General features: G+C 71.9%; 21 protein-coding genes and 1 pseudogene. 17 read left to right on the forward strand and 5 right to left on the reverse strand.

All coding sequences use genetic code 11. The features are described from left to right. The first annotated feature begins 2 nt into the window (after nt 1-2). Genes JIG36_RS26995 through JIG36_RS27005 form a run of 3 tightly spaced genes read left to right on the forward strand, consistent with a single transcriptional unit; the run spans nt 3 to nt 1400 of the window. Entirely contained in the window at nt 3-410 is a 408-nt protein-coding gene (locus JIG36_RS26995) for a roadblock/LC7 domain-containing protein (RefSeq protein ID WP_203379185.1), read from the forward strand. Nucleotides 411-439: 29 nt separating this feature from the next. After that, nucleotides 440-802 carry a DUF742 domain-containing protein gene (locus JIG36_RS27000; protein WP_203379186.1) on the forward strand — a complete coding sequence of 121 codons (363 nt, stop codon included), beginning with the start codon at nt 440-442 and terminating at the stop codon, nt 800-802. Continuing rightward, nucleotides 783-1400 (forward strand): GTP-binding protein, encoded by a 618-nt coding sequence (locus tag JIG36_RS27005; protein WP_184953692.1) that lies wholly within the window; start codon nt 783-785, stop codon nt 1398-1400. Before JIG36_RS27000 ends, JIG36_RS27005 begins: the two co-directional genes overlap by 20 nt. A 284-nt stretch (nt 1401-1684) precedes the next feature. On the opposite strand, the gene JIG36_RS27010 is transcribed toward JIG36_RS27005, so the two are convergent. Next, nucleotides 1685-2830, reverse strand: coding sequence for a uroporphyrinogen-III synthase (locus JIG36_RS27010; protein WP_203379187.1), 1146 nt, complete (start codon nt 2828-2830; stop codon nt 1685-1687). Nucleotides 2831-3505: 675 nt separating this feature from the next. Here JIG36_RS27010 and rplM point away from each other — a divergent pair. From rplM to glmM, 3 genes are all read left to right on the forward strand, one after another. After that, nucleotides 3506-3949 carry a 50S ribosomal protein L13 gene (gene rplM / locus JIG36_RS27015; protein WP_133873190.1) on the forward strand — a complete coding sequence of 148 codons (444 nt, stop codon included), beginning with the start codon at nt 3506-3508 and terminating at the stop codon, nt 3947-3949. Nucleotides 3950-3969: 20 nt separating this feature from the next. After that, a complete protein-coding gene (gene rpsI / locus JIG36_RS27020; protein ID WP_236048288.1) occupies nt 3970-4467 on the forward strand; it encodes a 30S ribosomal protein S9 in 498 nt (165 codons plus the stop codon). Between the two features lie 114 nt (nt 4468-4581). Next, entirely contained in the window at nt 4582-5934 is a 1353-nt protein-coding gene (gene glmM, locus JIG36_RS27025; protein ID WP_203379188.1) for a phosphoglucosamine mutase, read from the forward strand. Between the two features lie 53 nt (nt 5935-5987). Here the strand turns inward: glmM and JIG36_RS27030 are convergent, their stop codons facing one another. After that, complete coding sequence (locus JIG36_RS27030) at nt 5988-7175, reverse strand: pyridoxal phosphate-dependent aminotransferase (RefSeq protein ID WP_203379189.1); 1188 nt, start codon at nt 7173-7175, stop codon at nt 5988-5990. A 72-nt stretch (nt 7176-7247) separates the two neighbouring features. Next, nucleotides 7248-8117, reverse strand: a complete 870-nt coding sequence (locus JIG36_RS27035) for an MmpS family transport accessory protein (protein ID WP_203379190.1) — start codon at nt 8115-8117, stop codon at nt 7248-7250. A 171-nt stretch (nt 8118-8288) separates the two neighbouring features. Here JIG36_RS27035 and glmS point away from each other — a divergent pair, with 171 nt between their 5' ends. Continuing rightward, nucleotides 8289-10172 carry a glutamine--fructose-6-phosphate transaminase (isomerizing) gene (gene glmS, locus JIG36_RS27040; RefSeq protein WP_203379191.1) on the forward strand — a complete coding sequence of 628 codons (1884 nt, stop codon included), beginning with the start codon at nt 8289-8291 and terminating at the stop codon, nt 10170-10172. 218 nt (nt 10173-10390) lie between these two features. Here the strand turns inward: glmS and JIG36_RS27045 are convergent, their stop codons facing one another. Both JIG36_RS27045 and JIG36_RS27050 read right to left on the reverse strand, forming a co-directional pair. After that, complete coding sequence (locus JIG36_RS27045) at nt 10391-12004, reverse strand: alpha/beta hydrolase (RefSeq protein ID WP_203379192.1); 1614 nt, start codon at nt 12002-12004, stop codon at nt 10391-10393. Nucleotides 12005-12122: 118 nt separating this feature from the next. Continuing rightward, a complete protein-coding gene (locus JIG36_RS27050) occupies nt 12123-12410 on the reverse strand; it encodes a hypothetical protein (RefSeq protein WP_203379193.1) in 288 nt (95 codons plus the stop codon). Nucleotides 12411-12546: 136 nt separating this feature from the next. On the opposite strand from JIG36_RS27050, the gene JIG36_RS27055 reads away from it, so the two are divergent. The 10 genes and pseudogenes from JIG36_RS27055 (at nt 12547) to JIG36_RS27100 (ending at nt 21032) form a co-directional block, all read left to right on the forward strand. Then, nucleotides 12547-12915, forward strand: a complete 369-nt coding sequence (locus JIG36_RS27055) for a holo-ACP synthase (RefSeq protein ID WP_203379194.1) — start codon at nt 12547-12549, stop codon at nt 12913-12915. Between the two features lie 92 nt (nt 12916-13007). Next, entirely contained in the window at nt 13008-14462 is a 1455-nt protein-coding gene (locus JIG36_RS27060; RefSeq protein ID WP_203379195.1) for an NAD(P)H-hydrate dehydratase, read from the forward strand. Between the two features lie 10 nt (nt 14463-14472). Continuing rightward, nucleotides 14473-15591 carry an alanine racemase gene (gene alr, locus JIG36_RS27065; RefSeq protein ID WP_203379196.1) on the forward strand — a complete coding sequence of 373 codons (1119 nt, stop codon included), beginning with the start codon at nt 14473-14475 and terminating at the stop codon, nt 15589-15591. Between the two features lie 300 nt (nt 15592-15891). Next, a complete protein-coding gene (locus tag JIG36_RS27070) occupies nt 15892-16974 on the forward strand; it encodes an alpha/beta fold hydrolase (protein WP_203379197.1) in 1083 nt (360 codons plus the stop codon). After that, nucleotides 16971-17420, forward strand: a pseudogene (gene tsaE / locus JIG36_RS27075) (tRNA (adenosine(37)-N6)-threonylcarbamoyltransferase complex ATPase subunit type 1 TsaE); the annotation flags it as partial. The gene JIG36_RS27070 and the pseudogene tsaE, both read left to right, overlap by 4 nt. 263 nt (nt 17421-17683) lie before the next feature. Further along, nucleotides 17684-18367, forward strand: a complete 684-nt coding sequence (gene ung / locus JIG36_RS27080) for a uracil-DNA glycosylase (protein WP_203379198.1) — start codon at nt 17684-17686, stop codon at nt 18365-18367. A gap of 10 nt (nt 18368-18377) precedes the next feature. Next, complete coding sequence (gene tsaB / locus JIG36_RS27085) at nt 18378-19283, forward strand: tRNA (adenosine(37)-N6)-threonylcarbamoyltransferase complex dimerization subunit type 1 TsaB (RefSeq protein ID WP_203379199.1); 906 nt, start codon at nt 18378-18380, stop codon at nt 19281-19283. After that, nucleotides 19283-19723, forward strand: coding sequence for a ribosomal protein S18-alanine N-acetyltransferase (rimI, locus tag JIG36_RS27090; RefSeq protein WP_203379200.1), 441 nt, complete (start codon nt 19283-19285; stop codon nt 19721-19723). Before tsaB ends, rimI begins: the two co-directional genes overlap by 1 nt. Then, nucleotides 19716-20768, forward strand: coding sequence for a tRNA (adenosine(37)-N6)-threonylcarbamoyltransferase complex transferase subunit TsaD (tsaD, locus tag JIG36_RS27095; protein ID WP_203379201.1), 1053 nt, complete (start codon nt 19716-19718; stop codon nt 20766-20768). Before rimI ends, tsaD begins: the two co-directional genes overlap by 8 nt. Before the next feature lie 9 nt (nt 20769-20777). After that, nucleotides 20778-21032 (forward strand): hypothetical protein, encoded by a 255-nt coding sequence (locus tag JIG36_RS27100; protein WP_203379202.1) that lies wholly within the window; start codon nt 20778-20780, stop codon nt 21030-21032. Nucleotides 21033-21091 lie beyond the last annotated feature (59 nt).

A 21091-nucleotide genomic window follows, 5' to 3' on the forward strand; every position in this document is an offset into this window, starting at 1 on the left:
CCGTGACCAGGCCCCCCACCATGCAGGACATGGGCTGGCTGCTCAACAACTTCGCCAACAGCGTCGCCGGCATCGCCCACGTCGTGGCGGTGTCCGCGGACGGCATCCTGCTGGCGGCCTCGCGCGACCTCCCGGCCGACCGCGCCGACCAGCTCGCCGCGATCACGTCCGGTGTGGTCAGCCTGACCGAGGGCGCGTCCCGCATGTTCAACGCGGGCGAGGTCCAGCAGACGATCATCGAGATGGATTCCGGGTACCTGTTCCTCATGACGATCAGCGACGGGTCCTCGATGGCCGTGCTGGCCGCGCGCAGCTGCGACGTGGGTCAGGTCGGCTACGAGATGGCGCTGCTGGTCGAGCGGGTCGGCGCGTCGCTGTCGCCGGCCCCCCGTGAAACTGTCAGTCATTAGTCGCCGGTCCGTCGGAAGGGGGTGATCGCGTGGGCCAGCCGCAGGATCCGAGAGGCAACCTGGTGCGTCCGTACGCGGTCACCCGCGGCCGCACCGAACCACGCCGGGACATCCCGATCGAGGCGGTCCTGGTCGCCAGCCAGGCCGGTCTGCAAGAGGCCCGGTTCGCCGGGCATGACAAATACCGCATCGCCGTGCTGTGCGAGGCGAAGGCGCAATCGCTGGCCGAGCTCTCGGCGCTGACCCGGCTACCGCTGGGTGTGGCGCGGGTCCTGGTCGCCGACATGGTGGCCGACGGACTGCTCTCGTTGCACAGCGCCGCTCCCAAAACTGGGTTCTCGGAGCGGATGAACCTGCTGGAAAGGGTGTTGAGTGGACTTCGCAAGCTCTGAGCGGGCGGGGGCGCAACCCAAAGAGATCACCTCCGCGAAAATTGTCGTCGCCGGAGGCTTCGGCGTGGGCAAGACGACGCTGGTCGGGGCGGTCTCCGAGATCGAGCCGCTGACCACCGAGGCCGTGATGACCTCGGCCGGTCAGGGGGTCGACGACGCCTCCAAGGTGCCCGGCAAGGGGACCACCACGGTGGCGATGGACTTCGGCCGCATCACGATGGCCGACGACCTGATCCTCTACCTTTTCGGCACGCCCGGGCAGACCCGTTTCTGGTTCATGTGGGACGAGCTGATCCGCGGCGCGGTCGGCGCGGCCGTGCTGGTCGACACCCGGCGGATCGCCGACGCGTTCGCGCCGCTCGACTATTTCGAAAACCGTCACCTTCCGTACCTGGTCGCGCTGAACTGCTTCGACGGGGCGCCGCGTTACGAGCCGGACGAGGTGCGGGAGGCGCTGGCCATTCCGCCGCACGTGCCGCTGGTCATGTGCGACGCCCGCCACCGCGATTCGGTGAAGCAGGTGCTGGTGGCGGTGGTCGAGCACGCGATGGCGACATTGATCTCCGAGCAGGGCGGATATCCGGCGCCGGTCGGCTGATTCGTCACTGCTTCACTGCAAGATCAAAGGCTTCCGGTCCTCGCGGGGTGGTGGGTACAGACCGCCGCTCCCGCGGGGACCGCGGCGGGTTTCGCTGGCCGCTGACGCGTCCAGAGCGCGAAACCCACCACGGCGACGTGCGTGAGTGGTGACGCTCCAAAAAGACTTATCCACAGCCCTCGCACGATCTTGTCGCCGGGGTCGCTAGGGTCGGCCCACCCTTTGTCGGGCGGGGGAGGGGGCGGCTGCTCCCAGCGATCTTGGCCTTGGGCTCGCGATCTTGGCTATACGGGTAGGCGGTAGCCGCGCTTGACCACGGTCTGGATGACGCCGGGGGCGCTCAGGCCGGCTCGCAGGCGGGCCACGGCCATCTCGACGGCGTGTTCGTCGGCGCCGCGGGGGAGGGCGTGCAGCAGGGCCGCCCGGGAGAGCACGCGGCCCGGTGTGGCGGCCAGGGCCCGCAGCACGGCCATCGGGGCCGGGGCCAGCGGGCGCAGCTCGCCGTCCACTATCGCGGCGTGGCCCCGCAGGGTCAGCGCGTGGCCGGCCACTTCCAGCGAGACGGCCCGTTTCGGCAGTTCGTCGACGATCGTGCGGACCAGCGCGCTCAGCCGGGCCCGGGAGGGCGCCACCACGGGCACGTTGTGCCGGCGCAGAGGCGCGGCCGTGACCGGGCCCACGCAGGCGGTCAGCACGTCGGAGCGCAAGGCCTCGAGCACCGCGTCGGAGCTCGGCCCGGCCGCCCGCAGCAGCGCCTGCACGGCGGGCGCGGCGGTGAACGTGACCGCGTCGACCAGGCGGGCCGTGATCAGGTCGACCAGTCGGTGCAGCGGGGCCGGGTCGGTCGGGGGCGCCCAGCGGTAGACCGGCACCTCGATCACCCGGGCCCCGGCCTGCTCCAGCGCCTCGGTGTATTCGGGCTGGCTCTCCCCGTGCAGCTGCATCGCGACGGTCAGGCCGGCGATGCCCCGGGCCCGCAGGTGGTCGACGACCTCTTCGTAGCTCTCGCCCTCGGGGGACCACTGGTCGTGCAGCCCGGCCGAGCGGATCGCGGCGCGCGCCTTGGGGCCGCGGGCGACCAGGTAGGCCTGGGAGAGCACCGCGCGCAGCGGTTCGGCCAGGCCCCAGCCCTCGGCCGCCTCGAGCCAGCCGCGCATGCCGATACCGGTGTTGACCAGCACGATGTCGGGCGGGGTGTCGAGGCAGGCCCGGGTCGCGGCGCGCAGTTCGGCGTCGTCGGCGATCGGGACGATGCGCAGCGCCGGGGCCAGCACCACCCGGGCGCCGCGGCTCTCGAGCAGGTTGGCGAGCTCGTCGCGGCGACGGTCGGCGGTGACGCCGATCGTGTATCCGGAGAGCGACGCGGCCGGTTCGGCCAGCGCGGCTGCCGTGATCACCGTCCGGCGCGTTCCCCCCGTACGGTCGGTCATCCGTCCGCATCCCCGGCGGCGGTTGTCAGTGTTACGAGAAGTCGCGGCGCGGCCCGCCGGTCCACCGAAGGGCACGCTCGGAAATCGCCGTCCTCAGCGTCGACCCGCTCCCATGTCACGCCTGCGTTCTCCGCCGTACCTCCGGCAGGCACGCGCCACGACTCCTCCTCGCCGGGCCGGGAAGCCGGTCCAGCGGTCACCGTCAGGTCCGTCCTCAACCCTGACGGTGGCTTCTCAATAGTGCGTCGTCCCCGCACGCCGCGGCCACGGTGGGCCCGCGTCGTGAAGGTGTCAGCACCATTGCTCATGTCGGAAGCGTGCCGTTGAGGAATTTCGCCCTTGCGTCCCGTTTGTTTCGAGCCTGCTAAGAGGCATCGACCTGTGACCTTCGCTACGTGCGGGCACCCGAAGGTTGTTGACCATGGATCCCGCTGCCGGGCGCGTCATGGGAGCGGGTATGCTGGCAGTTGGTTATTTTTGGAGGTCGCGTCCGAGCGCTGGGCGGGGCCACCGATCGTGTTGACCCTTGCACGTTTTGACCACGCGCCGCGCAGCCGGGTATTGTTGCCTGCTGTTGTGCGACAGCTGCGAGCCCGCCCTTCCGGGTAGGCTCGGTGTTCGCGTTTCTCGCGACCAGCGCGCGACCCCAGACCGACGACAAGACAAGGTAATTCTGTGCGTACGTACAGCCCGAAGCCGGGTGAGATCGAGCGTCAGTGGCACATTATCGACGCTTCTGACGTCGTCCTGGGCCGCCTGGCCACTCACACCGCGAACCTCCTCCGCGGCAAGCACAAGCCGACCTTCGCCCCGCACGTCGACACCGGCGACTTCGTGGTGATCATCAACGCCGGCAAGGTCGCCCTGACCGGCAACAAGCGGCAGACGAAGGTCGCCTACCGCCACTCGGGTTACCCGGGCGGTCTCAAGCAGGTCGGCTACGAGGAGCTGCTGAGCAAGCGCCCCGAGAAGGCGATCGAGCTGGCCGTCAAGGGCATGCTCCCGCACAACAAGCTCGCGCGGCAGATCATCAAGAAGCTGAAGGTCTACCCGGGCGCCGAGCACCCGCACGCGGCGCAGCAGCCCCAGCCGTTCGAAATCACCCAGATCGCGCAGTGAGCGCGGGAGAAGGCAGCAGCATGTCCGACATCATCGAGCCCGAGGTCGTCGAGACCGTCGAGGAGCCCGCTGAGACGGTCGTCGTCGTCGAGACGCCCGCGCCGGCCCCGGTCCGCGCCCCGCGTCCCGGTGACCGTCCGATCCAGACCGTTGGCCGCCGCAAGGAGGCCATCGTCCGGGTGCGCCTCGTGCCCGGCACCGGCAAGATCGTCTGCAACGGCCGTGACCTGGAGAACTACTTCCCCTCCAAGGTGCACCAGCAGCTCATCCGCGAGCCGCTCGTGACCGCCGAGAAGGACGAGCAGTTCGACGTCATCGCCAACCTCCGTGGCGGCGGCATCACCGGCCAGGCCGGTGCGCTGCGCCTCGGCATCGCTCGGGCGCTCATCACCAACGAGCCCGACGACCGCCCCGCCCTCAAGAAGGCCGGCTTCCTCACCCGTGACGCCCGCGTCAAGGAGAGCAAGAAGTACGGTCTCAAGAAGGCCCGCAAGGCTCCGCAGTACTCGAAGCGCTGATTTTGCGCCGAGTCTGACACGGCCGGGATGTGCCCCTGGGTTTCTCAGGGGCCGCCCGGCCGTTTGCGTTCCCTCCCCTTTCTCCACCGCAACGCAGACGCAAAGGAATCCGCCATGGGGCGACTGTTCGGCACCGACGGCGTCCGGGGGCTGGCCAACGGCGAGCTTCTCACCCCGGAACTGGCCCTCAGCGTGGCGGTCGCCGCCGCGCGCGTCCTGGTCGAGAGCGACAGCAGCCACCAGCCGCTGGCGATCGTCGGGCGTGACCCCCGGGCCAGCGGCGAGATGCTCGAAGCGGCCGTCGTCGCCGGGCTGACCAGCGCCGGAGCCAACGTCGTCCGCGTCGGCGTGCTGCCCACCCCGGCCGTGGCGTTCCTTGTCGGCCAGACCAACGCCGACCTCGGTGTGATGCTGTCGGCCTCGCACAACCCGATGCCCGACAACGGCATCAAGCTGTTCGCCGCCGGCGGCACCAAGCTGCCGGACGAGCTCGAGGCGAAGATCGAGCAGGCCATCGAGGACGGGCACGGTCTGATCGGCCGCCCGACCGGCGCCGGCATCGGCCGGGTGCACGACCTGCTGGACGGCGCCGAGCACTACGTGAAGCACCTGGTCGGCTCGACCCCGCACCCGCTCGCCGGCATCAAGGTCGTGGTCGACTGCGCGAACGGCGCGGCCAGCGAGGTCGCCCCGGTGGCCTACGAGGAGGCCGGCGCCGAGGTCATCGCGATCCACGCCGAGCCCGACGGCCTGAACATCAACGACGAGTGCGGCTCGACCCACCTCGACAAGGTGCGCGACGCCGTGCTGGCCGAGGGCGCCGACCTGGGCCTGGCCCACGACGGTGACGCCGACCGCTGCCTGGCCGTGACCGCCTCGGGTGAGGTCGTCGACGGCGACCAGATCATGGCGATCCTGGCCCTGGCCATGCGCGACGCGGGCACGCTGACCGACGACACCCTGGTCGCGACCGTGATGAGCAACCTGGGCCTGCGGATCGCCATGAAGCAGTCCGGCATCAAGCTGCTGGAGACCAAGGTCGGCGACCGGTACGTGCTCGAGGAGCTGAGCGCGGGCGGGCTGGCGCTGGGCGGCGAGCAGAGCGGGCACATCGTGATGCCGGCCTATGCGACCACCGGCGACGGCGTGCTGACCGGCCTGCACCTGATGGCCCAGCTGGCCTCGACCGGCAAGTCGCTGGCCGACCTGGCCTCGGTCGTCCACCCGCTGCCCCAGGTGCTGATCAACGTGCGCGTCGGCGACCGTGAGGCGGGCGCGGCGGCCCCGGCCGTGCAGGCCGCCGTGGCGCTGGCCGAGAACGAGCTGGGCGAGACCGGGCGGGTGCTGCTGCGTCCGTCGGGCACCGAGCCCCTCGTACGGGTCATGGTCGAGGCCGCCACCGAGGAGCAGGCCCGCTCGGTGGCCGAGCGGATCGCCGACGAGGTGCGTTCGGCCTCGCCCGCGTAGTTCTCCCGGATCTTCCGGCGGCCCAGCTTCACGAAGCTGGGCCGCCGTTTTGCTCAGCTCCCCAGCTTCGTCAGCCGCTGGGCGGCCTCGTCGATCACGGACTCGCGCTTGCAGAAGGCGAACCGGATCAGGTGCCGGCCCGCCTCCTGGTGGTCGTAGAAGACCTGGGTCGGTACCGCCACGACCCCGCACCGCTCGGGCAGCTCACGGCAGAACGTGATGCCGTCCGTACCGCCGAGCGGGGTGATGTCGGCCGTGACGAAGTAGGTGCCCTCGGACGGCTGCACGGTGAATCCGGCCTCGGTCAGCCCGGCGGTCAGATGGTCGCGGCGGGCCTGTAACTGGTCGCGGAAGCCGGTGAAGTAGGTGTCGGGCAGGCCGAGCGCGACCGCCACCGCGGGCTGCAACGGTCCGGCGTTCACAAAGGTCAGGAACTGCTTGACCCGCATCAGCGCCGAGACCAGCGGCGCCGGCCCGGTCGCCCAGCCGACCTTCCAGCCGGTGCACGAGAACGTCTTGCCCGCGGACGAGATCCGCAGCGTGCGCTCCCGCATCCCGGGCAGGCTCGCGAGCGGGACGTGCGGCTCGGCGGCGTCGGTGAAGACCAGGTGCTCGTAGACCTCGTCGGTCACGGCGTACGTGTTGTGCTCCTGGCTGAGCTCGGCGATCAGCGCCAGCTCGGCGGCGGTGAAGACCTTGCCGGTCGGGTTGTGCGGCGAGTTCAGCAGCACCAGGCGGGTGCGCGGCCCGAACGCGGCCCGCAGCTCACCCTCGTCGAACCCGTAGCGGCCGTCCGGTCCCGGCCGCAACGTGACCGGGCGTCGCACCGCGCCGGCCAGCGTGATCGAGGCGGCGTACGAGTCGTAGTAGGGCTCGAACGTGACCACCTCGTCGTCGCGCTCGCACAGGGCCAGGATCGCGGCGGCGATCGCCTCGGTCGCGCCCGCGGTCACGACCACTTCGGTGTCCGGGTCGCGGGGGAGCGACCAGAAGCGCCGCTCATGGTCGGCGATGGCGGCGCGCAGGGCCGGGATGCCGGGCAGCGGAGGGTACTGGTTGGCCAGGCCGGCGCCCTCGCGTACGGCCCGCGCCGCGGCCTCCAGCATCTCGGCCGGACCGTCGGTGTCGGGGAAACCCTGGCCCAGGTTGATCGAGCCGGTGCGGACCGCGAGGGCCGACATCTCCGTGAAAATCGTGGTGCCGAACGGGCGCATCCGTTCGACCAGCGGGTCGGTCGTCACCCTTACTTTCTAGCCGATCTCGCTGTGGTTGTTCGATGGCTTGTTGCTCGACGGTTGTTGCTCGGTGGCTTGTTATTCGATGGCGAAGTGCGTGCAGCTCGCCGTGGCCACCGTGGACGAGCTCGAGGTGCGCTGTTTCACCTCGGCGCCGTCGACCAGGGCCCGGCACTTGATCGTGCCCTCGGACGTGCCCACGCGCATGGCGACCACGGACACCAGGGCGGGCGTCTCCATCTCGGTCGTGAACTTCCAGGGCAGGCTGACGTCCTGCAGGCGCTTCGGGGCGTCGCCCAGCTTCTCCACATAGAGGATCTGGGAGGCCTGGCCCTCGCCGCTCACCTCGTACGTCACCGAGATCTTGCGACCTGTGACGCCGGGGGCGGCCGGGATGCTCGGCAGGTCGGTGGGCAGATCGGGGATCTCGGGGGCGGCCGTGGGCAGCTCGGGCAGCGCCTCCTTCGCCTTGTCGGTGACGTTGCGCACCAGCATCACGCCGGCGGTCGCGAGGCCACCGCAGAGCAGCAGCGTGATGGCCACGAGCGCGGCGACGATGGGCAGCTTGCTCTTGCGTGGCGGAGGCGGCGGCGGGCCCTGCGGGTAGGCCGGCTGGCCGTAACCGGGCGGCGGCGGGTAACCGGGCTGCTGATAGCCGGGCGGCGGGTAGCTCGGCGGGCCGTAGCCGGGCGGGGGAGCGTACGCGCCGGGAATCTGATCTGTCGGGGTGGCCGGGAATTCCGACGTCGGCGGGTAGTCGGGGTTCGGCGGCTGCGGCAGAGACGCATAGCCCGGCGTGTACGACGGTGGGTACGGCCGCTGGGACATCGAGTCGCCCGAGGGTGTCGACCAGGGCTGACCTGACACGGGGGCGGCGCCGTGGCCACCGATCGGCGTCGTGGGCTCAGAAGTGCCGTCCGGCTGCCGATTTTCCGGCTGATTGCTCAACGTTTCTCCCGATGCGAGCGCGCTGTTGTGGCGCGGTAGCCGACGGTACGCCAACGGCGCCAGCCGTCGGATGCGACCGTCGGCCGTTCGGCCTGTTTTGAGCAGACCGTGTGCTCGAAAGGGTGCTTCTCGCGCATGACGGTTGAGCGTTAGTCGGCTAGAGTCACGGCCATGTGTGGCATCGTGGGGTACGTCGGCGGTCGTCCGGCGCTCAGCATCGTTCTTGACGGACTGCGCAGGCTGGAATACCGCGGATACGACTCCGCCGGTGTGGCTGTCGTGGACAACGGCAGCGTTCTGACCGAGAAGAAGGCCGGGAAGCTGGCCAACCTGGAGAAGGCGCTCGCCGAGGGCGCCGAGCCGGGCATCGCCGCCGGTCTCACCGGCATCGGGCACACCCGCTGGGCGACGCACGGCGGCCCGACCGACCGCAACGCGCACCCGCACGTCTCGCGGGACGGCCGCGTCGCGGTCATCCACAACGGCATCATCGAGAACTTCGCCCGTCTGCGCGCCGAGCTCGAGGCGACCGGCGTCGAGTTCACCAGCGACACCGACACCGAGTGCGCCGCCCACCTGCTGGCGGCCGAGGTGCGGGCGCTGCGCGAGTCGGGTGCGGCCGAGGGCCCGCAGCTGCTCGCCGAGGGCATGCGCCGCACGGTCCGCCGGCTCGAAGGCGCGTTCACGCTGCTCGCCATCGACGTCGAGGTGCCCGACGCGGTGGTCGCCGCCCGGCGCAACTCGCCGCTGGTCGTGGGCCGCGGCGACGGGGAGAACTTTCTGGCCAGCGACGTGTCGGCGTTCATCGAGCACACCCGCCAGGCGATCGAGCTCGGCCAGGACCAGGTCGTCCTGATCACGCCGGCCGGCATCGAGATCACCGGCTTCGACGGCTCGGCCCAGGAGGGCAAGGAATACCACGTCAGCTGGGACGCCTCGGCCGCCGAGAAGGGCGGTCACGACTACTTCATGCTCAAGGAGATCGCCGAGCAGCCCCAGGCGATCGCTGACACCCTGCTGGGCCGCCTGTCCGACCGCGGCGAGATCGTGCTCGACGAGGTCCGCCTCACCGATCAGGACCTGCGCGACGTCGACAAGATCTTCATCGTGGCCTGCGGCACCTCGTACCACGCGGGCATGGTCGCCAAGTATGCGATCGAGCACTGGGTGCGCATCCCGTGCGAGGTGGAGCTGGCCAGCGAGTTCCGCTACCGCGACCCGATCCTCGACCGGTCGACGCTGGTGGTGGCGATCAGCCAGTCCGGCGAGTCGATGGACACGCTGATGGCGCTGCGCCACGCCAAGGAGCAGAAGGCCCGCGTGCTGGCGATCTGCAACACCAACGGCTCGACGATCCCGCGCGAGTCGGACGCGGTGCTCTACACGCACGGGGGCCCCGAGATCGCGGTGGCGTCGACCAAGGCGTTCCTGACCCAGCTGGTCGCCTGCTACCTGATCGGCCTGCACCTGGCCCAGATCCGCGGCGTCATGTACGCGGATGAGGTCGCCGCGGTCGTCGAGAAGCTGCAGCGCACCCCCGACAGCCTGCGCACCCTGCTCGGGCAGATGGAGGACGTGCGCGAACTCGCCCGCGACCTCAAGACCGCCTCGACGGTGCTCTTCATCGGACGCCACGTCGGCTACCCGGTGGCGCTGGAGGGCGCGCTCAAGCTCAAGGAACTCGCCTACATGCACGCCGAGGGGTTCGCCGCCGGCGAGCTCAAGCACGGGCCGATCGCGCTGATCGACGAGGGCACGCCGGTGGTCTGCGTGGTCCCGTCGCCGGCCGGCCGCGGCGTCATGCGCGACAAGGTCGTCTCGAACATCCAGGAGGTCCGCGCGCGCGGCGCCCGCACCATCGTGATCGCCGAGGAGGGCGACGAGGACGTCCGTGCCTACGCCGACCACCTGATCCCGGTGCCCGCGACCCCGACCCTGCTGGCCCCGCTGATGACCACGGTGCCGTTGCAGATTCTCGCCTGCGAGATCGCGGCCGCCCGTGGCCACGACGTCGACCAGCCCCGCAACCTGGCCAAGTCCGTCACCGTCGAGTAGTCCCGCGCGCTCGGTTCTGCCCTTTGCGGCGGGCCGAGTCAGCTCTCCCGGCCGTCACCCCGCTGTCTTCGGCGAGATGGCGGCCGGACGCTCTTGTGGGGGTTTCACCAGACGGTGCCCACGGTGGCCGGGGTGCGGGGTTTCACCAGGCCGTGGCTGTGGCCGGGGTGCGAGGTTTCACCAGGCCGTGGTCCTGGTCCCGGCCGGGGTGCGGGGTTTCACCAGACGGTGCCCACAGTGATAGTGGCCAGGGTGTCGAGCGAGCGGGAGCCGGGCTCCCAGTAGCCCACGTGACCCCCGCCCGGCGGCCCGGCGAAGACCCGCGCGCCGAACGCGGGGTCGCTCGGGTTGTGGCCGAACCACAGGTCGCGCTCGGGTGTGCCGAAGGCGAGCAGGGGCCCGGCGACCGGCACGCTGACGGCCGTGCCGAGGTCGCGCACCAGGCTCGCGGGGGAGACCGCCGCATATTGGATGACGTCGCTGAGCGAGGTCGACGACCAGACCTCACCCCTCGGCACCCGCAGCTCACGGGCGGAGTCGACCCCGACGCCGGGCGAACCCACGAACACCACGCTGTCGGCGTCGATGCCCCCGGCCGCCGCCCTTCCCACGACCAGCGACCCGTAGCTGTGCCCAAGCACGACCTGCCGCGCGGCCGGACCCTCGTGCGCGGCCCGCAAACCCTCCTGGAAGCGCTGCAACGCCGGCGCCCCGGCCTCGGCCCGGCCCGCGCCCGCCGCCTCGTCGACGAAGTCGGGCGCGTCGTAGTCGAGCCACATCACCGCGCTGGTCGATGAGGCCGGGCTCAGCTCGGCCGCCCGCGTCGCGACCCGCTCGGCGCGGGCCAGCTCCCCGCCGGACGAGGCCAGGCCGGCCGTCATCCCCGGCACGTGGGTGAGCACGCTGGTGGCCCGGTCGGGATCGCCCAACGCCACCACCACGCGGCCCTCCTCGCCGACGTCGAGCCGCAGCAGATAGGCCCGCCGATCGCCGGTGACGGCGAGCCGGTCGCTGAGCGCGGCCAGCCCGTCGCGCACCTCGCGCAGCCGCTCACGCTCGCGGCCGGTGGCGGCGGCGATCGCCCGGTCGACCTCGGCCCGCCGGTCGTCGAGCAGCAGCCGGTTCGCGATGTCGCGGTCGGCCGCGGGCAGCCCGTCGAGCCGGGCCAGCCAGGAGGCCTCGGTGGCCAGGAGCCAGTTGCGCTGCTCGACCGGCAGGCCCTCCCACCACCGCCGCACCCCGGCCGGGGAGGCGGTGCAACCCGGCCGGTCGGGACCGGGCGGCTCGGCCGGAGCGCGTACGGCCTCGGCCAGGCTCGCCAGCCGCGCGGAGGCCTCAGCGTCCGCCCGCGCCGCCAACGCGAGCGCCGCGTCGAGCTCAGCGGCACCGCCGCCCTGCGCCGGGGCCGCCGCGACACGCGAGAGTGACGGCCCCTCGCCCCGGTCGGCGCGTCCGGCCGTGCCGACTGTGGCGTGGAGGGCCGAACTCGACATCTCTGCGGCCGATGAGTTCAGGCCCGGCACTCCGGCCGCCAAGGCGCGGGAGAGCAGCGAGCGCGCCCGGGTCAGGGACGCGGCGAACTCGCTGGCCACCTGGTCGGCGCGCCAGCAATGCAGGCGGAACAGCACAAGCCGGCGGCGCAGGGCCTCGAGCCGACGGGTGGCGGCCGTGGCGGCGGCGCCCTGCCAGGCCGCCCGCAGCGCGGCCAGCCGGGGGCCGAACTCGGCGACAAGGCGACCCGCGAGCTCGGCCCACCGCCGCCAGGAGAGGGCGAGCGCGTGCCACCGCGCCGGGTCGGTCGCGCGCAGGCGGTCGAGGACAGCCGTGGTCACAGCGCCACCCGTGGCGGGCCAGCCGTGGTCACAGCGCCACCCGTGGCGGGCCGGCCGCGGTCATAGCGACCCCGCTGGAGGCCGATCGCGCCCGTGGACCGGGGAGGAAGCGTGGTGGTCATCGGGTGAGCCGCAGGCGGGTGCGGGCGCGGGCGTCGGCCAGCTCGTAGTCGGCCGCGACCTCGGTGATGCGCCGGGCCGTCTCTTCGATCTCGGCGCCGAGCGCGGTCAGCTGCTGGCGGGCGGCCTCACCGGCCAGCAGGGCCGCGTCGGTGGCGGCCCAGCGCGGGACGGCGGGCACCGGCGGCTCGTCGGCGGCCGCGGCGCTCACCCGGCCCGCGGTGGTCGCCACATCGGAACCTGAGCGGCGCAGCGCGTCGGTGTCGACCTCGAGATCGGGATTCATCGGCAGCCTCCTGGGGGAGCGAAGGGGACGCGCCGACGTTAAGGCCCGCGGAGGGGCCGCGGGACACCCTGTGGACAACCTCGGCGGTTGTCCACAGGGCCGGATGACGAGGCGGGACTACCGATAGGGTTGGGCGGTGATCGTGGCAGTCGGCATCGATGTGGTTCTGGTGGAGCGCTTCGCCCGCGCCCTCGACCGGACTCCTCTGCTGGCGGTCCGGCTCTTCACCGAGGGTGAGCGGGTGACCGCCTCGGGCAACGCGCGTTCGGCCGAGTCGCTGGCCGCCCGCTTCGCCGCCAAAGAGGCGGTGGCCAAGGCGCTGGGCGCCCCGGCCGGCATGCTCTGGCACGACTGCGAGATCGTCGCCGACCCCGACGGCCGTCCCTGGCTGACCGTCTCGGGCACGGTCGCGGCGGTCGCCGCCGAGCGCGGGGTCAACCGGTGGCACCTCTCCCTGTCGCACGACGGCGGCATCGCCTCGGCGATGGTGATCGCGGAATCCTGACGAGGCGATCACGCGGTCCTGACCAGTGCCGGCGCGAAAGTGTCAGAGGCCTGGGCCAGAATCGTCGGCAACACGAGGAGGCTGAAGGACCGATGCGGCAGGCATGGCGGGTCGCGGATGTGCGAGCGGCGGAGCAGTCCCTGATGGCGACCCTGCCCGAGGGCACGCTCATGCAGCGGGCCGCGGCGGGGCTGGCGAGGCGTTGCGCCCTGCTGCTCGAAGACGCGGGCGGCGTCTACGGCGCGCGCGTGGTGCTGCTGGTCGGCAGCGGTGACAACGGCGGCGACGCCCTTTACGCGGGTGCGGCCCTGGCTCGGCGCGGCGCCCAGGTGCGGGCCCTGCTGATCCGGCCCGACCGGGTTCACCTGGCCGGTCTGCGGGCGTTGCGTGCGGCCGGCGGCTTCACCGTCCGCGAGCTGCCCGGGCAGGCCGACCTGGTGGTCGACGGCATCGTCGGCATCGGCGCCAGCGGTGGCCTCCGCAAACCGGCCGCGGCCCTGGTCGAGGGGCTGGGCGAGCTGCGTGGCCGCTCCGGGCGGCGGGCTCCGGTGGTGGCCGTCGACGTGCCGAGCGGTGTGGCGGTCGACACCGGCGACGTGCCCGGCGCGGCCGTGAGCGCCGATGTCACCGTCACCTTCGGCTGCCTGAAGCCGGCCCACGTGGTCGGCCCGGCGGCGGTCCGGTGCGGCCAGGTCGAGCTGGTCGACATCGGCCTCGGCCCGGTGCTGCGCGCCGATCCGGCGGTCTCGGTGCCCGACGCGGCCGACATCGCGGAATGGTGGCCGCGGCCCGATCACGCCTCCGACAAATACACCCGCGGCGTGGTCGGCATCGCGACCGGCTCGGCCACCTATCCGGGGGCCGCGCTGCTCGGTGTGAGTGGTGCGCTCGCGGGCCCGACCGGCATGGTTCGCTATGCGGGCAGCGCCCACGCCGAGGTGGTGCGAGCCCACCCGTCGGTCGTCGCGGTGCCGCGGTTCCCCGACGCCGGCCGGGCGCAGGCCTGGGTGTGCGGCTCCGGGCTGGGCACCGACGACGACGCCCGCACCACGCTGCGCAGCGTGCTCGCGACCGCCCTGCCGGTGGTGCTCGACGCCGACGCGCTGACCCTGCTGATCGACGGCAAGCACGCGAAAGACCTGCGTCGCGACGCCCCGGTGGTGGTCACGCCGCACGACGGCGAGTTCAAACGCCTGGCCGGTGAGGCGCCCGGGCCCGACCGCGTCGGGGCCGCGCTCAAACTGGCCTCCTGGATGAACGCGATCGTGCTGCTCAAGGGCGACCGGACGATCGTCGCCACCCCGGCCGGCGAGGTCTGGGTCAATCCGACCGGCACGTCCGCGCTGGCCACGGCGGGCAGCGGTGACGTGCTGGCCGGGCTGCTCGGGTCGTTGCTGGCAGGCGGGCTGCCGGCCGAGCGGGCCGCGGTCGCCGCGGCGTACGCGCACGGGCTGGCCGGCCGCCGGGCCGCCGAGGAGGGCCCGGTGACCGCTCCCGACATCGCGGCCGCACTTCGTCACACCGTCTTCGACCTGACCGGTCAGTAGGCTGGGAATCATGTGGCAGGCCGAGGTCCGGATCGATCTGGACGCAATCCGGGACAATGTCGCGCTGCTGCGCGCCCGAACGACGGCCGAGGTCATGGCCGTGGTCAAGGGTGACGGCTACGGGCACGGCATGCTGCCCTCGGCGCGGGCCGCGCTCGCGGGCGGGGCGACCTGGCTCGGCGTGGCGACGCTCGACGAGGGCCTGGCGTTGCGCCGCGCGGGGATCGACGTGCCGGTGCTGGCCTGGTTGCATTCGCCGGGGCTGCCCCTGCACGACGGGGTCGAGGCCGGCCTCGACCTCAACGCGGGCAGCCTCCAACTGCTCGGCGAGCTGGTCACGGCCGCACGCCGGGCCGAGCGGACGGCCCGCGTACACCTGAAGCTCGACACCGGTCTGTCCCGGGGTGGCGCGACTCCCGCCGAGTGGCCGGCGCTGCTCGAGGCGGCCGCCAAAGCCCAGGCCGACGGCGAGATCGACGTGGTCGGCATCTGGAGCCACTTCGTCTACGCCGACGCGCCCGGCCACGAGACCATCGACCACCAGCTGGGCGTCTTCGCCGATGGGCTGGCGGAGGCCGAGCGGTTCGGCATCACGCCGCGCTACCGCCACATCGCGAACTCGGCGGCCACGCTGACCCGTCCCGACTCCCACTACGACCTGGTCCGCCCCGGCATCGCGGTCTACGGGCTGTCGCCGGTCGAGGGCGAGACGTTCGGGCTGCGACCGGCCATGACCGCGCGGGCGCGGGTGGCGCTCACCAAGCGGGTGCCGCCGGGGCAGGGCGTCTCCTACGGCCACACCTATTTCACCGAGCGCGAGACGACGCTGGCCCTGGTGCCGCTGGGCTACGCCGACGGGGTGCCGCGCGCGGCCTCCAACGCGGGGCCGGTCCAGCTGGGCGGCAAGCGGCGCACGGTGGCCGGCCGGGTGTGCATGGACCAGATCGTCCTCGACGTCGGCGACGATCCGGTGGTGGCCGGCGATGTGGCCACGCTGTTCGGCCCGGGCGACGACGGCGGCCCGACCGCCGACGACTGGGCCGAGGTCGTCGGCACGATCAACTACGAGATCGTCACCCGCTTCGGCAGCACCCGCGTCCCCCGCGTCTACGACGGCGGTGCCGCATGAGTCCGTTCGTCGTCACCCGAGCTTTCGGATCCCGTACGCGGAACGCGCGGTCGTCGCTCGAGAGCGCAACCGCCGGATCCCGTACGCGGAACGCGCGGTCGTCGCTCGAGAGTGCGACGGCTGGAGCCCGCGCGGGTCAAGCGGGTGGTGCGGCATGAGTTGCCTGCACGCGCGGTCGTCGCTCGAGAGTGCGACGGCCGGAGCCCGTACGGGTCGAGCGGGGTGGTGCGGCATAGGTTCCCCGTGGCGGCGCGGAGAGCTGGCGGCCGGGGTGGACGAGGGTGGTGCGGTGTGAGTCCGATGTCTCGGCGCGGGAAGCAGGTCGGTATCGCCGGCGCGGCCGTCGGTGTGGTGGCGGCGGGGCTGGCGACGGCGTTCGCGGTCGAGCGGGTGCTGGTGCGGCGGTCGATCAGCGCGCCCGGCGACCCGCACGTGGACGAGCCGTTCGGTGATCAGCCGTACGACAGCGAGATGACGGTCACCGCCGCCGACGGCACCGAACTGCACGTTGAGATCGTCGAGCCCCGGGTCGGGAGCGGGCCGAAGGGTGGGAGCAAGCCGAAGCCCACGATCGTCTTCGTGCACGGATTCGCGCTCGACATGGGCACCTTCTACTTCCAGCGCAAGGCGCTCACCGAGCAGGGCGAGCACCGCCTGGTCTTCTACGACCAGCCCGGCCACGGGCGGTCGAGCCGCCTCCAGTCCGGCGACTACGACATCGCGGCGCTGGGCAAGTCGCTGGCCGCGGTGCTCGACGCCACCGTGCCCGACGGCCACATCATCCTGGTCGGTCACTCGATGGGCGGCATGACGATCATGGCGTTCGCCGAGCAGTATCCGGAATGGTTCGGCAAGCGGGTCACCGGCGTCGTGCTCATGTCCACCTCGGCCGGCCTGATCGACAAGACCAAGCTGGGCCTCCCGTCGCTGGTGGCGCGGGCCAGCGCACCCTTCTTCCCGCTCTGGGGCAAGGCGGCCCACCTGGGCGGCGGCACGATCGACCGGGCCCGGGTCGTCTCCTCCGACCTCGCCTGGCTGCTCACCCGCCGGTATGGCTTCGGTGAGCCCAAGCCCAGTCCGTCGTTGGTCACGTTCGTGGAGAACATGAACTCCAAGACCTCGGTCGAGACGCTGACCAAATATCTGCACACGCTCTACACCCACAACCGGTTCCCGGCCCTGTCGGCCCTGCGCGGCACCCCGGTGCTGGTCATCGTGGGCACGCGCGACTATCTGACCCCGGTGACCCACTCCGAGGAGATCCTGCGGCACCTGCCCGACGCCGAGCTCGTGAAGGTCGACAACAGCGGGCACGTCGTCATGCTCGAGAAGGCCGACGAGGTCAACGCCGCGTTGCTGCCGTTCCTGGAGAAGATCTCGTGAAGCTGCCCACTGTGGACGACACCCGCGAGTTCGGGCGGCGGCTCGCGTCGATCCTGCGCCCGGGTGATCTGGTGCTGCTCGCGGGTCCGCTCGGTGCGGGCAAGACCGCGCTGACCCAGGGCATCGGCGCCGGCCTGGACGTGACCGACCCGATCACCTCGCCGACGTTCGTCATCGCGCGGGTCCACCGTGGACGGATTGCGCTGGTGCACGCCGACGCCTACCGGCTGGGCGACAGCGCCGACCCGCGAGCCGAGATCGACGACCTCGACCTGGACGCCTCAGCCGACGACGCGGTCACCGTCGTCGAATGGGGAGCGGGGCTGGTCGAGCAGCTCAACGACGAATATCTGATGGTCCGTCTCGACCGGCTGGACGACGACACCCGGGTCGTCGAGCTCGTTCCGCACGGCGGAGACTGGGCCGCACGCATCGCGCCTCTCAACACAGAGCCGAGCAACGCCGACCCGAGCAACGCAGAGCCGAGCAACGCCGACCCGAGCAACGCAGAGCCGAGCAACGCAGAGTCGAGCAACGCAGAGTCGAGCAACGCCGAGCCGAGCAACGCAGAGTCGAGCAACGCCGACCCGAGCAACGCAGAGCCGAGCAACGCAGAGTCGAGCAACGCCGACCCGAGCAACGCAAAGACGAGCAACGCAGAGACAAGCAACGCAGAAATGATCAGCGGCGAGACGACTGAGGAGAGACCTTGAACCTGGCGGAGTTGCTGCCGGCCGAGTGGCGAGCCGAGCTTGCCGGTTTTCTCGACGAGAAGGCCACAGCCGCGCTGAGCGAGTTTGTGACCGCGGAATACGCGGCACACACGATCTATCCGCCGATCGAGGACCTCTTCTCGGCGTACCGTCTCTGCCTGCCCGGACAGACCCGGGTGCTGATCCTGGGGCAGGACCCCTATCACGGCCCGGGCCAGGCCCACGGGCTCAGCTTCAGCGTCCGGGAGGGCGTGAAGATCCCGCCTTCGCTGCGCAACGTGTTCAAGGAACTGGCCGCCGACGCCGGAGTCGCGCCCCCGGCCACCGGTGACCTGACGGGGTGGGCGAGGCAGGGCGTGCTGCTGCTCAACGCGGTGCTCACGGTGCGGGCGGGCGCGGCCGCGTCGCACGGCGGCAAGGGCTGGGAAGACTTCACCGACGCGACGATCCGGGCCCTGAACGCCCGCGACGACCGGATCGTGTTCCTGCTCTGGGGCGGTTACGCGCGCAAGAAGGCGGCGCTGATCACCAACCCGGCCCACGTGGTGCTCGAGGCCGGCCACCCGAGCCCGCTCAACCGGGTCGGTTTCCTCGGCTCCCGCCCGTTCAGCGCGGCCAACAAGGCCCTGGCCGACGGCGGTCGCCCGGTAGTCGACTGGGACCCGCGCTCGGAAGGCTAGGGTCGGGGACGTGCTCGTACTGGCTCTGGACACCGCGACCCCCGCGTCGACGGCCGCCCTGGTGGAAGTGACCTCCGACGCCCTGCACGGGGTCGCCGAGCGGCGCACCGTCGACCCGCGCGCCCACGGGGAGAAACTGGCCCCCGAGATCGAGGCCACCCTGGCCGAGGCGGGCGTGCGGCCGGGCGACCTGGGGGCGATCGTCGCCGGGCTCGGTCCCGGGCCGTTCACGGGCCTGCGGGTCGGTCTCGTCACGGCGGCCGGCATGGGGCAGGCGCTGGGCATTCCGACGTACGGGGTCTGCTCGCTCGATGGTCTCGGCCGGGCCGCCGGCCCGGGGCGGGTGCTGGTCGCGACCGACGCCCGCCGGCGCGAGGTCTACTTCGCGACCTACCTCGACGGTGTACGCGTCGTGGGGCCCGACGTCGCCCGACCGGGTGATGTGGCGGCCGCGATCGTGCGGGCCGGCACCCCGGCCCGCAGCCGCGCCCGCAACAGCGCCGCCACCGACGCCGCCGCCCTGGCCGAGTCCGAGACCCTCGAAGCGGCGACGTCGCTGGTCGGCGTGGACGCGGCCCGGGTCGCCGCCGCGCTGGCCCGCGCCGAGGCGGCCGACCTGATCGGCCAGGCCACCGCCCGCGACGACGGAGTCGACCTGACCGGCCGCGAATCCGCCCGGCCGGCCGCCGGCGTGCACGACCTCGTCGACCGCGCGGTGGGCGAAGGCGCGCTCAAATACGGCGACCAGTTCGGCGTGCCGGTCGAGGAGCACCTGCTCTATCCGCCCGGCGCCGCCCTCGTGGCGCTGGCGGCCGACCGCATCCGTACGAAAGCTCCGTCCGAGGCCCTGACCCCGCTCTATCTGCGCCGGCCGGACGCCGTCGAACCGGCCGGCCGCAAACCGGTGCTGACCTGATGCGGATCGAACGTTTCCGCTGGTGGCACATCGCCGACGTGGTCCCGATGGAGCAGGACCTGTTCGGCGACGAGAAGTGGACGGGCGCGATGTTCTGGAACGAGCTGGCCCAGCGCAACTTCTACGTCGTCGCGCTCGACGGTGACGACGACGAGGTCCTCGGTTACGCCGGGCTTTCGGCCACCTTGGACGAGGCGTGGGTGCAGAACATCGCCGTACGGCGGTCGGTTCAGCGCCGTGGCACCGGGCGCCGGCTGCTCGAAGCGTTGCTCGACGAGGCCCACCGGCTCGGCATCAAGCAGACACTGCTCGAGGTCGCGGTCGACAACGAACCGGCCCAGCGTCTCTATGCCACGTACGATTTCGAGCCCGTCGGCGTACGGCGGGGTTACTACCAACCCAGCAACACGGATGCCCTGGTGATGATGCGCGATGGCTGACGAGCCCCTGGTCCTCGGGATCGAGACCTCCTGCGACGAGACCGGCATCGGCATCGTCCGGGGGCACACCCTGCTCGCCGACGCGCTGGCGTCCAGTGTGGACCAGCACGCCCGGTTCGGCGGCGTGGTGCCCGAGGTGGCCAGCCGCGCCCACCTCGAGGCGATCGTGCCGACCATGCAGCGTGCGCTCGACGACGCCAAGGTCACCCTGGCCGACATCGACGCGATCGCCGTGACCAGCGGCCCCGGACTGGCCGGGGCGCTTCTCGTCGGTGTCGCCGCGGCCAAGGGCTACGCGCTGGCTGCCGACAAGCCGATCTACGGCGTCAACCACCTCGCGGCCCACGTGGCGGTCGACACGCTCGAACACGGGCCGCTGCCCGAACCCGCGGTGGCGATGCTGGTCTCGGGTGGACACTCCTCGCTGCTGCTGGTCGACGACCTGACCAACGGGGTGACGCCACTCGGCGCGACGATCGACGACGCCGCCGGCGAGGCCTTCGACAAGGTGGCGCGCCTGCTGGGTCTCGGGTTCCCCGGTGGACCGGTCATCGACCGTACGGCGAAAGAAGGGAACCCGCGGTCGATCGCGTTCCCGCGCGGGCTCACCGCACCGAAGGATCTCGCCGCCCACCGGTTCGACTTCTCCTTCTCGGGGCTCAAGACGGCCGTGGCCCGCTGGGTCGAGGCGCGTGAACGCGACGGCGAGCCGGTGCCCCTCGCCGACGTCTCGGCCAGCTTCCAGGAAGCGGTGTGCGACGTGCTCACCGCCAAGGCGATCGAGGCGTGCCGCACCAACGGCGTGTCGACACTGGTCATCGGGGGTGGCGTCGCCGCCAACTCGCGGCTGCGGGTGCTGGCCGAGGAACGGGCGGCCAAGCACGGCATCGAGGTCCGCGTGCCCCGACCGTCGCTCTGCACCGACAACGGCGCCATGGTGGCCGCGCTCGGATCGCGGCTCGTGGCGGCCGGGGTGGCGCCGAGTCGTCTCGATCTGCCTGCCGATTCGGCGATGCCATTGACCACGGTCAGCGTGGCGGGGTAGGAAGCCAACATGATCGCGCGGATGTGGGAGATACGCGCCTCGGTCAACGGCTTGGACGAGCTGTTGTCCTGGGTGTGCGACGTGGCGGTGCCCCGCATCGAGGTGCTGCCGCAACACGTGTCCAGCGACGTCTACTCGTCCACGGACAACCGGATCGTGGTCATCTCGAAGTGGCGGAACAGCCCGGAAAATCTGCCCGCGCCCCCGCCGTACCTGATCGCCCGCGCGCCGCACGTGTGGGACTTCACACCCGTCGACCGCTAACCTGCGGGCCGCCGGAAAACGCGTCGCAAACTGTCGTACCCCGGCCGTAACGTCGGGGC

Origin of the sequence: Paractinoplanes ovalisporus (genome assembly GCF_016834655.1) — a bacterium.
In the GTDB taxonomy this organism is placed as follows: domain Bacteria; phylum Actinomycetota; class Actinomycetes; order Mycobacteriales; family Micromonosporaceae; genus Actinoplanes; species Actinoplanes ovalisporus.